General features: G+C 70.5%; 12 protein-coding genes. 7 read left to right on the top strand and 5 right to left on the bottom strand.

Annotated elements, in window-relative coordinates; all coding sequences use genetic code 11:
* The first annotated feature begins 20 nt into the window (after window positions 1–20).
* Together AA23TX_RS31210 and AA23TX_RS31205 are read left to right on the top strand one after the other, a co-directional pair.
* The gene (locus AA23TX_RS31210) at window positions 21–626 is read left to right on the top strand and encodes a TetR/AcrR family transcriptional regulator (protein ID WP_155546342.1); all 606 of its coding nucleotides are present in this window, start codon (window positions 21–23) and stop codon (window positions 624–626) included.
* A gap of 39 nt (window positions 627–665) precedes the next feature.
* Complete coding sequence (locus AA23TX_RS31205; protein WP_155546341.1) at window positions 666–1,496, top strand: alpha/beta fold hydrolase; 831 nt, start codon at window positions 666–668, stop codon at window positions 1,494–1,496.
* On the opposite strand, the gene AA23TX_RS31200 is transcribed toward AA23TX_RS31205, so the two are convergent.
* The gene (locus AA23TX_RS31200; protein WP_155546340.1) at window positions 1,483–1,857 is read right to left on the bottom strand and encodes a DUF742 domain-containing protein; all 375 of its coding nucleotides are present in this window, start codon (window positions 1,855–1,857) and stop codon (window positions 1,483–1,485) included. The two genes, AA23TX_RS31205 and AA23TX_RS31200, sit on opposite strands and share 14 nt — an antisense overlap.
* Before the next feature lie 102 nt (window positions 1,858–1,959).
* Window positions 1,960–2,982: a LacI family DNA-binding transcriptional regulator gene (locus AA23TX_RS31195; protein WP_155546339.1), complete on the bottom strand. Its 1,023-nt coding sequence runs from the start codon at window positions 2,980–2,982 to the stop codon at window positions 1,960–1,962.
* Between the two features lie 127 nt (window positions 2,983–3,109).
* Here AA23TX_RS31195 and AA23TX_RS31190 point away from each other — a divergent pair, with 127 nt between their 5' ends.
* Window positions 3,110–4,396, top strand: a complete 1,287-nt coding sequence (locus tag AA23TX_RS31190) for an ABC transporter substrate-binding protein (RefSeq protein ID WP_155546338.1) — start codon at window positions 3,110–3,112, stop codon at window positions 4,394–4,396.
* A gap of 73 nt (window positions 4,397–4,469) precedes the next feature.
* On the opposite strand, the gene AA23TX_RS31185 is transcribed toward AA23TX_RS31190, so the two are convergent.
* Window positions 4,470–5,831 carry an NAD-dependent succinate-semialdehyde dehydrogenase gene (locus tag AA23TX_RS31185; protein WP_155546337.1) on the bottom strand — a complete coding sequence of 454 codons (1,362 nt, stop codon included), beginning with the start codon at window positions 5,829–5,831 and terminating at the stop codon, window positions 4,470–4,472.
* A 110-nt stretch (window positions 5,832–5,941) separates the two neighbouring features.
* On the opposite strand from AA23TX_RS31185, the gene AA23TX_RS31180 reads away from it, so the two are divergent.
* On the top strand, window positions 5,942–6,382 hold the full coding sequence (locus tag AA23TX_RS31180; protein WP_155546336.1) for a hypothetical protein: 441 nt from the start codon (window positions 5,942–5,944) through the stop codon (window positions 6,380–6,382).
* Window positions 6,383–6,395: 13 nt separating this feature from the next.
* Window positions 6,396–6,866 (top strand): hypothetical protein, encoded by a 471-nt coding sequence (locus AA23TX_RS31175; protein WP_155546335.1) that lies wholly within the window; start codon window positions 6,396–6,398, stop codon window positions 6,864–6,866.
* On the opposite strand, the gene AA23TX_RS31170 is transcribed toward AA23TX_RS31175, so the two are convergent.
* Together AA23TX_RS31170 and AA23TX_RS31165 are read right to left on the bottom strand one after the other, a co-directional pair.
* Window positions 6,821–7,261, bottom strand: a complete 441-nt coding sequence (locus AA23TX_RS31170) for a L,D-transpeptidase (RefSeq protein WP_155546334.1) — start codon at window positions 7,259–7,261, stop codon at window positions 6,821–6,823. The two genes, AA23TX_RS31175 and AA23TX_RS31170, sit on opposite strands and share 46 nt — an antisense overlap.
* A 69-nt stretch (window positions 7,262–7,330) precedes the next feature.
* Window positions 7,331–8,251 carry a hypothetical protein gene (locus tag AA23TX_RS31165; RefSeq protein WP_155546333.1) on the bottom strand — a complete coding sequence of 307 codons (921 nt, stop codon included), beginning with the start codon at window positions 8,249–8,251 and terminating at the stop codon, window positions 7,331–7,333.
* 149 nt (window positions 8,252–8,400) lie between these two features.
* On the opposite strand from AA23TX_RS31165, the gene AA23TX_RS31160 reads away from it, so the two are divergent.
* Window positions 8,401–8,637 carry a three-helix bundle dimerization domain-containing protein gene (locus tag AA23TX_RS31160; protein ID WP_155546332.1) on the top strand — a complete coding sequence of 79 codons (237 nt, stop codon included), beginning with the start codon at window positions 8,401–8,403 and terminating at the stop codon, window positions 8,635–8,637.
* Between the two features lie 9 nt (window positions 8,638–8,646).
* Window positions 8,647–8,949, top strand: coding sequence for a hypothetical protein (locus AA23TX_RS31155; protein WP_155546331.1), 303 nt, complete (start codon window positions 8,647–8,649; stop codon window positions 8,947–8,949).
* Window positions 8,950–8,983 lie beyond the last annotated feature (34 nt).

The following is an 8,983-nucleotide window of genomic DNA, read 5'->3' as shown; positions in this document are numbered from 1 at the left end:
CCCGTGCCAAGCTGTCCCGCATGGAGAACGCTACCGGCTACCGGCGCTCGGCCGGCTCGGCCCGCGGCGAGACACGACGCCGGGAGCTGCTGGCGACGATCACCGACGACGTCGCCGAGAACGGTCTCGTCGACTTCTCGCTGCGGCGTGCGGCGAAGTCGGCCGGGACCACGCACAAGGTGCTGCTCTACCACTTCGAAAGCGCCGAAGACCTGCTCCGCCAAGTGGTCTTTTCGTTGCGCGAGCGGCGGATCGGCAACGCGCTGACCGCGGTCGCCGCGTCGTCGGCATCGCTGACCGACCGGGTCCGCGCCGCCTGGGTGAGCCTGCGCGACGAGGAGTCCGCACTGCGGCGGGTCCTCGACCAGGCGATGGGCCTGGCGATGTACGACCCGGGCCGGTACGCGGCGCTCGGGCGGGGCGCGTCCCAGCAGTACCTGCCGACGCTGGTGTCGTTCTGCCCGCCCGACTGGCCGGAGCAGCGGAAGTTCGAGGTCGCGTCGATGATCCTCGCGACGCTGCGCGGCTTCCTCGTGGACCTGCTGACCAGCGCGGACGGCGACAGCGCGGCCGCCGGGTTCGAGGCGCTGCTGCGGGCGGTCGAACGGGAGGAAGCGGCTCCCTGACGTCTCGACAGTTTGCGAACCACATGGTTCACTTTCGGCATGCGGATCGAGCTGACTGCGGGAACCGTCGAGTACACCGACACGGGCGGGCCGGGCCCGGTCGTCGTCTTCGTCCACGGCCTGCTGATGGACGGCACCCTGTGGGACGAGACGGTCGCCGAGCTGACCGGCCACCGGTGCGTCGTCCCGACGCTGCCGCTGGGCGCGCACCGGCAGCCGATGCACGAGGACGCCGACCTTTCGATGAGCGGCATCGCCGCGCTGCTCACGGAGTTCCTCGAGCGCCTCGACCTGCGGGACGTCACCCTCGTCGGCGTCGACACCGGCGGCGCGCTGGTGCAGCTGCTGATGGCGAACGGCGCGCCTCGGGTGAGCGGCGTGGTCCTCGGCTCGTGCGACGCGTTCGACAACTTCCCGCCCGGGCTCACCGGCAAGACGCTGGTCGCCACCGGCAAGCTGTCCCCGGGCCTGTTCGGCGTGTTCATGCAGCAGATGCGGCTGCGCGCGGTACGGCGGCTCCCGATCGCGTTCGGCTGGCTGACCAAGCGCGGTGACGCGGCGACGGCCCGCTGGATCCGCCCGCTCCTGGCCGACGCGGCGATCCGCCGCGACACGGTCCGCGTCCTGCGGGCGGCGGCCGCTTCGCCGGGCTTCCTGCTCGAGGCGGCCGAACGGCTGCCGAGCTTCGACCGGCCGGTGCTCCTGGCCTGGGCGACCGAGGACCGCGTCATGCCGCTCGACCACGCCCGGCGGCTGGAAGCGTTGCTACCGAAGGGGAAGCTCGTGGAGGTGGCCGACAGCTACACGTTGCTCCCGCTGGACCAGCCGACCGAGTTCGCCCGGCTGATCAGGGAGTTCACAGCCGGCTGAGGCCGTGGAGGATGCGTTCCATCAGCTCGAGGCTCGGCCGGTTCCCGGATCCCTTGCGGGCGGTGTGCACGGCGACGATCCCCCGGTCCGCCAGATCGGACAGCAGGACCCGCGCCACCCCCAGCGGGATCCGCCGGCGCGCGGCGACCTCGGCGACCGACTGCGAAGTCCGCAGCAGCGCGCAGATCTCCGTCTCCTCCTGCGTGCTGCCCCGCACCACGGCCCGCCCCCGCTGGGTGATCGACACCAGTGTCTCGATCGGGAGGTCCCGGGTCGGCCGGGTCCTGCCGTGGGTGCGGAAGTACGGGCGGACCATCCCCGCCCCGCTGTCTTCGAGTTCGAGCACGGACCCCCAGTGCACAGCCAGCTCCTCACGGCGATTAATCCTTGTCGGCGATTATTTGACCTAAAGATCGAGTAGGCCGCAATCGACCGAACAGAGCAACGCCGGAAAAACAGCAGGTCAGCGGCGCGCGGGCGGCGCAGTACTGCCCCTAAGGACTAGTTGTGTCCCGAGAATCACCGGAGATGTCGCGATTTTTCCACCGGACAATCGCGCCAGGAGCAGCCGGCCGGCCCGCTCGCCCAGCTCGGTGACGGGCTGCGAGACGGTGCTCAGCTCGAGCAGGCCGGCCAGTTCGTGATCGTCGAACCCCATCACCGAGACGTCGCCGGGTACCCGCAGTCCCGCCCGGCGCAGCGTCCGCAGCGCCCCGAAGGCCATCTCGTCGGAGGCGGCGAACACCGCGGTCGGCCGGCGGGGCAAGCCGAGGAGGGCGCCCATCGCCCGCTCCCCACCCGAGACGGTGAACCCGCCCCCGGTCTCGAACGCAGCCTCCGGTTCGCGGCCGTCTTCGCGGCACACCGCGTGGTAGACCTCGCGATACGCGGCCAGCCGCCGCAACGGCGTCGAGAACCCGAGCGGGATCGGGGCGCTCTCGCCGATGAACGCGATCTCGCGGTGACCGAGCTGGACGAGGTGGCGCATCGCGGTCACCGCGGCGCCGTGGTCGTCGATCCCGACGGAGTCCCCGCCGGGTTCCTCGGTGCCGATCGTGACGAGCGGGACGCCGAGGCCCAGCACCTGCTCGCGTTCGGCGTCCTTCAGCGGCAGGGAAAGCACGAGCACGGCGTCGACCCGGCGGCGCAGCGGGAGGCCGGCGAAGAACCGCGCGCGGCCCGGGTCGTCGCCGAGGTTGTAGAGCAGCAGGCTGGTCCCGGCGTCGCGCAGCACCCGCTCGACGCCGGAGATGAGGCGCGAGAAGTACCAGCGGTCGACGTAGGGCACGATCACCCCGACGGTCCCGGTCCGGCCCGTGGCCAGGCTCGACGCGGCGGGCGAGACGGCGTACCCGAGCTCGGCGGCGGCCGCGAGCACCCGCGTCCGCGTGCGGTCGGCGACGCCGGGCACCCCGCGCAGCGCCCGCGACACGGTGGCCGCCGAGACTCCCGCCAGCCGCGCCACGTCGTCGAGCTTCTCCGGCATCCCCTGCCCCATTCGTTGCAAGCGCTTGCAACCGGACGAGTTCCAGGCATTGACAGTGCCCTTGATCAAGGCTAATCATCGATGCAAGCGCTTGCAATGGCGTCGCCTGCCCGGCAAGGAGGCCGACATGCGCCTGTTCCTCCCCCTCACCGGCGCGGCCCTGCTGGCCGCCACCGCGCTCAGTGCGTGCTCTTCCGCCGGCGGGCTGACGATCAACCTGTACATCTCGCCGGAGGACCACCTCCAGAACGTGGTCGACCGGTGCACGCAGGAGGCCGGCGGCCGGTACAAGATCGTCTACAACAAGCTGCCGCGCGGCGCGGACGGCCAGCGCGAGCAGATGGTCCGCCGGCTCGCCGCGGGCGACACGTCGCTGGACGTGCTCGGCCTCGACGTCACGTGGGTGCCGGAGTTCGCCGAAGCGGGCTGGGCCGAGGAGTGGACCGGCGCGAGCGCGGCGGCGGCCACGCAGGACGTGCTGCCGGGGCCGCTGGCCACCGCGAAGTGGAACGGCAAGCTCTACGGCGCGACGAAGAACACCAACGTCCAGCTGCTCTGGTACGACGACCGGATCACGCCGTCGCCGCCGAAGACGTTCGACGAGCTCATGACGCAGGCGCAGCAGCTGAAGGCCGCCGGGAAGCCGTACCAGGTCGTGTTCACAGGTGCGCAGTACGAAGGGCTGGTCGTCTTCTACAACACGCTGGTGGCGTCCGCGGGCGGGCACATCCTGTCCGACGACGGCAAGTCCGTGGTGATGGACGACGGCGCGGTGAAGGCGCTTTCGCTGCTGAAGACGCTCACGACAGCGGGGATCACGGACCCGTCCCTGACGAACCAGAAGGAGGACGACATCCGCCAGGCCTTCCAGCGCGGCCAGGCGGCGACCGAGCTGAACTGGCCGTTCGTGTATGCGTCCTACGCGAAGGAAAAGCCCCAGGACCTGGCCCACTTCAAGTGGACGCGCTACCCGTCGGTGGTCGCCGGCCAGCCGAGCCGCGTCACGATCGGCGGCTTCAACCTGGCGGTCTCGACGTATTCCCAGCACAAGCCGGAGGCGTTCGAAGCGGCGCTGTGCCTGCGCAACGCGACTTCGCAGAAGTACCAGGCCCTGGTGGACGGCATTCCCCCGAGCATCGCGTCGATCTACCGCGACAACGCGCCGTTGGATCCGGCGAAACCGGCGGACCCGAAGGAAAACCCCACCATGGCCGACCAGTACCCGATGAAGGGCGACATCCAGGCGGCCCTGACGGACGCGGCGGTCCGCCCGCTGACCCCGGCGTACCAGAACCTGTCGACGGTGATTTCGAAGGTGCTGTCACCCCCGGCGGAGATCGACGTCCAGGCAACGGCCCAGGAACTGCGCGAGCGGCTGACGGATGCGCTGAACTCGAAGGGCATCATCCCGTAGCGATCGCCGCAGGACCGGCGGCGAGGGGCGGAGGGGTGACAGACCCCTCCGGCTTCCTCGTCACCACAAAAACTCAAAGCCGGATCGGTTTCTTGTTCATGAACTCCTCAATCCCCAAAGCCCCCAGTTCCCGCCCAATCCCCGACCGCTTGATCCCACCAAAGGGCAAATCCGCCTCCGACCCACCCGACTTGTTGAGATAAACCATCCCAGCCTCGATCCGCCGAGCCACCCGCAAAGCCCGTTCCCGATCAGTACCGAAAACGCTGGCCCCCAACCCGAACGGCGTGTCATTGGCCAGGGCGACCGCCTCATCCTCGGTCTCAGCCCGGAAAACCAGCACGACGGGCCCGAAGATCTCCTCGTGATAAGCGGCCATCCCCGGAGCCACATCGGTCAAGACGGTCGCTTCCAGATAAGCCCCGGGTCCGGGCACCCGCCGCCCGCCGGCGCGCAACTTCGCGCCCTCCCGGACAGCCGTCGAGACCTGACCAGCCACCTCCTCCGCCGCCGCGATGGAAGCCAACGGCGGCAGCGTCGTCGCCGGATCAGCGGGGTCGCCCGGTACGTAGTACTCCGCCACGCGCTTGGCCAACCGGTCCACGAACTCGTCGTAAAGCTCACCCAAAACGATCATCCGCTTCGGCGCGTTGCACGACTGCCCGCAGTTGCGCATCCGGGCCGTCGCGGTGATCTTGACCGTCTCGTCCAGGTCGTCGGTGTCCAGCACGATCAGGGGGTCGGACCCGCCCAGCTCCAGGACGCACTTCTTGAGGTTCCGCCCGGCCTCGGCCGCGACGGAGATCCCCGCCTGCTCGCTGCCCGTCAGCGAGACCCCGACCAGGCGCGGGTCGGCGAGCATCCACGGGACCTGGCGGCTCGACGCGAACACGTTCACGTACGCGTCCGGCGGCACCCCCGCGTCGCGCAGCACGCTCTCGATGGCCATCGCCGAGCGCGGGCAGATCGACGCGTGCTTGAGGAGGATCGTGTTGCCCAGTACCAGGTTCGGCGCCACGAACCGGGCGACCTGGTAGGCCGGGAAGTTCCACGGCATGACGCCGAGCAGTGCCCCGATCGGCTCCTTCGTCAGCACCGCTTCGCCGCCGCGGATCGGGAGGGGCTCGTCGGCCAGCAGCTCCGGGCCGCGCTCGCCGTAGTACCGGAAGATGTCGACGACGACGCCGACCTCGCCGCGCCCCTCGTTGATCCGCTTGCCCATTTCAAGGGTCATGATCGCCGCCAGCTCGTCGGCGCGTTCGGCGAACAGCTCCGCCGCGCGCAGCACGATCGCGGCCCGCTCGGCGACCGGCCGGGCGCGCCAGGCCGCGAACCCCCCGTGGACGCGGTCGATCGCGGCGCGGACCTCCTCGTCGGTCGAGTTCGGGATCTCCTCCACGAGTTCACCGGTGGCGGGGTTCGTGACGGAATACATGGCGGTCTCCTCTGCCCAGGCAGGCTACTGCATACTGTATACACCATGAGATCACCGATCGACACCCGCGCGGCGGTACCCGTCGGCACGTGATCGACTATCGTTCCCCCATGACGCTGGAGATCACCGGCGGATCCTCTTTCTCCGCCCTGACAAGGGAAACCGGTCACTGGACCCGTCGCTGCGCAGAGGGCGCGGTCACGTTCGGTTGTCCCGGGCGCACCTATGAACGCGCACCGCGGGTGTGGGGCGGGCGCGGTCTGGGCCTGCCCGAAGACGAACTGACGGCCTTCGCCGCGCAGCTCAGGCGCGTGATGAAGCACGAGGCGTACTGGCTGGCGCGGGCCGGGTGCCGGGACCGCCGGGCGGGCGACGCCACGCGCTGGTCACCAGGCCGTTACGACGACGAAGACGGCTTCGTGTACTTCACCGGACCGTGCACCCACGGCGATCCGTGGCCCGGGTACCGGCCGGCGCGCAGCTTCACGATCGCGCTGCCGCACGTCCGCGGCCTGCGCGTCCGCGTCGCCGCGTACCTGGCGGCCGGGTGAGCCGGACGCCGGGGTGAAAGAGCCGTTCACGGCGTCGGCTCGCCGGGCTTTCCGCGCCGGAGCCGTCGCCGCGGTCGTGAGCGGGATCCCGTCCACGGCCCACGCTCTCTTCACCGGGCGCGACCCGCTGACCGCCACCCGCGCCGCGGGCACCCTGCTGCCCGGGCGGCGCGACCGGCCCGGCGTCGCCGCCGGGCTGATCGCGCACGTCGTCGTCTCGGCCGCCTGGACCGGGGTCCTCGCCGCGACCGCCCGGCGGCACCGCCTCGGACCGCTCCGAGGCGCGGCTGCCGGGCTGGCGATCGCGGCGCTGGACCTTGGCGTAGCCGGCCGGGCCTACCCGGCCGTGCGGACGCTTCCCCGCGTCCCGCAGGTCCTGGACCACCTGGTCTTCGGCGCCGTCACCGGCGCGCTCCTCGACCGTCCACACGGGACGGATCAGGGCACGACCTGGACGACGTCACCCGGGTGCAGCGAGTTGTAGAACGTCACCGCGGCCGCGTGCGAAAGGTGCACGCACCCGTGCGACTTGACCTTCAGGCTGCCCTGGTGGAACGCCACGCCGGTGTTCGTGAAGAACACCGAGTACGGCATCGGCCCGTTGAACTGCTTGCTGTAGTGGTCGATGTCCTTGTACTGCACGTGGAACGTCCCGAGCGGTGTCGGGTACTTCGCGAGCCCGACCGTGATCGGGACTCCGCCGTAGGTGACGTGGCCGGCACCGTCCGTCAGCCACGCCGTATTCGAACTGCGCTGGACACAGGCCTTCGCGGCGGCACCGCACGGCGTCGACGACGCCGCTTCGGCCGTTCCCGCGAACGCCAAGGTCCCCGCCATCGCGGCGACCCCGCCCAGTAGTGCGATCATCCTCCGGTTCATCGCGTGCCTCCCGTTGTCGTTCGGCTACACGATGTAGGGTGCCCCGTTTTCCGATCTTCGAACCGGCGATCACTCCTGAGGTTGCGACAGCCGGAGGAACTCGTTCTGCTCGCGGTCGTAGCGCTGGGTCAGGCCGTTGCCGTAGCGGTCCCACCAGTTCGCCGTGTGCCCGCCCTGACGGGTGGTCGTGTCCCCGTAGATCTGGCGGTCGTACTCGATGCGCGCGTCGTGGAACTCCTGCTGGAACTGCTCCGGCGTGAGGCCCTGCGCGTGCTGCACGGCCGCGTCGCTGATCGCGCCCGAGCTGCGGACGATGTCGTCGCCCGCCATGTGGTTGAGGATCGCGCGGACGCCGCCGGCGCCCCGCATGTGCGCCCCGGACATGACCGCGGCCTGCGCGCCGGGGTCGGTGAAGTTGAGCGCGCCCGCGGTGCGCGCGTTCGCGGTCATCAGGTCCGAGACGACGGCGCGTTCTTCGGCGCTGCCGATGCCGTACTGCTCGCGCGCGGCGATGATCCGGTCGTAGCCGTTGTGCATGTTCTGCCGGAAGCCGTACGCCTCCGGCACGCCGCCCTGCTCACCGGTCGCCCCTTCGGAGCGCATGATCGAGTCGACGACCCGCGCGTCGAGCTGCGGCGGTGCCGCCGCGGCCGCCGCTCCCCCGCCACCCTGAGCAGCGGCGTTCCGACCACCGCCGTAGGCCTGCGCGACGTCGGAGTCGGCGGCGTTGTAGCCGTTCGCGGCCGTCTGGACGTTCTGGTTGACGTTCGTGATCAGGCTCAGGAACTTCTGGAGCGCGCTGCTCAGCGAGGAGTGCAACGCCGAGTTCGCGGCGGCGACCCCGCTGCCGATGCCGGCGAACGACATCGCGTCCAGCACCAGGCCTTCCAGGTCGCGGGTGGTCGAGAGGAAGGACGACCCGACTTCCTCGACCGCCTTGGCGACCGTCCCCATTTCGGTGGTCTCGGCGCGGTAGGCCCCGGCACTCATGGTCTGCTCCCTCCGGATACCGGCTGTGCGCGGTCGAGAATTCCCCACCGGGCCGCACCGCCCCACGGCCGAATTACCCACTGGCCGAGCCTCACCTGTCGTTCATCTTCCGTTCACGCGGGATTCTTCTGGCGCGGTACTAGAACTCCATGACCACTCAGACGCTCGACACGATCGCCTCCGAACAGCTCGACCTCCAGCTGCACGTGGTCGAGGACCGGCTGCGTCAGGACTACGCGGACCTGGACCCGACGTCCGCCCACAGCCTCGTCGAACGCGAACGGACCCGGTTCGCCGCCGCGCGGATCCACGCGTTCGTCCCGATCCTCGTCGAGCGGGCCGTCCGCGAGACGCTGGCGGACCCGGCGGGCCGCCACCGGCGCTAAACTCGGAGCGTGAGCAAACCCGAGGACGAGAACATCGTCGAAGGTGAGATCGTCGACGAGACACCGACCGCCGCGCTGGCGATCCCCTCGCCGCCGCTCCCCGACCCGGACTACAGCGAGGGCGGGGTGCCCAGCTTCGACTTCGTCCGCGACAAGATCGAGAACCGCTACACGACGTCGCTGGGCGCCGCCGACGTCGCGGGGCTGGGCACGGAGAACACCGCCGAAGCCCTCGACAAGCAGATCGCCGACCGCGACCAGGCGGCCAAGGACCGGCTCGCCCAGATCCGCCGCTCGATGCGGGGCGAATAGCCGCCTCGGCCGAAGACACCGCGGGCGGGCAGCC

This window comes from Amycolatopsis camponoti, from assembly GCF_902497555.1.
Classification (GTDB): domain Bacteria; phylum Actinomycetota; class Actinomycetes; order Mycobacteriales; family Pseudonocardiaceae; genus Amycolatopsis; species Amycolatopsis camponoti.
The sequence above is the reverse complement of the archived record's forward strand: the minus strand, read 5'-3'. Positions and strand labels throughout refer to the sequence as shown.

Excerpts from the sequence above, each read along its gene's own strand:
- AA23TX_RS31210 (WP_155546342.1), top strand. The coding sequence starts at position 21 with ATGGAGAACGCTACCGGCTACCGGCGCTCGGCCGGCTCGGCCCGCGGC.
- AA23TX_RS31205 (WP_155546341.1), top strand. The coding sequence starts at position 666 with ATGCGGATCGAGCTGACTGCGGGAACCGTCGAGTACACCGACACGGGC.
- AA23TX_RS31195 (WP_155546339.1), bottom strand. The coding sequence starts at position 2,982 with ATGCCGGAGAAGCTCGACGACGTGGCGCGGCTGGCGGGAGTCTCGGCG.
- AA23TX_RS31190 (WP_155546338.1), top strand. The coding sequence starts at position 3,110 with ATGCGCCTGTTCCTCCCCCTCACCGGCGCGGCCCTGCTGGCCGCCACC.
- AA23TX_RS31185 (WP_155546337.1), bottom strand. The coding sequence starts at position 5,831 with ATGTATTCCGTCACGAACCCCGCCACCGGTGAACTCGTGGAGGAGATC.
- AA23TX_RS31180 (WP_155546336.1), top strand. The coding sequence starts at position 5,942 with ATGACGCTGGAGATCACCGGCGGATCCTCTTTCTCCGCCCTGACAAGG.
- AA23TX_RS31170 (WP_155546334.1), bottom strand. The coding sequence starts at position 7,261 with ATGAACCGGAGGATGATCGCACTACTGGGCGGGGTCGCCGCGATGGCG.
- AA23TX_RS31165 (WP_155546333.1), bottom strand. The coding sequence starts at position 8,251 with ATGAGTGCCGGGGCCTACCGCGCCGAGACCACCGAAATGGGGACGGTC.
- AA23TX_RS31160 (WP_155546332.1), top strand. The coding sequence starts at position 8,401 with ATGACCACTCAGACGCTCGACACGATCGCCTCCGAACAGCTCGACCTC.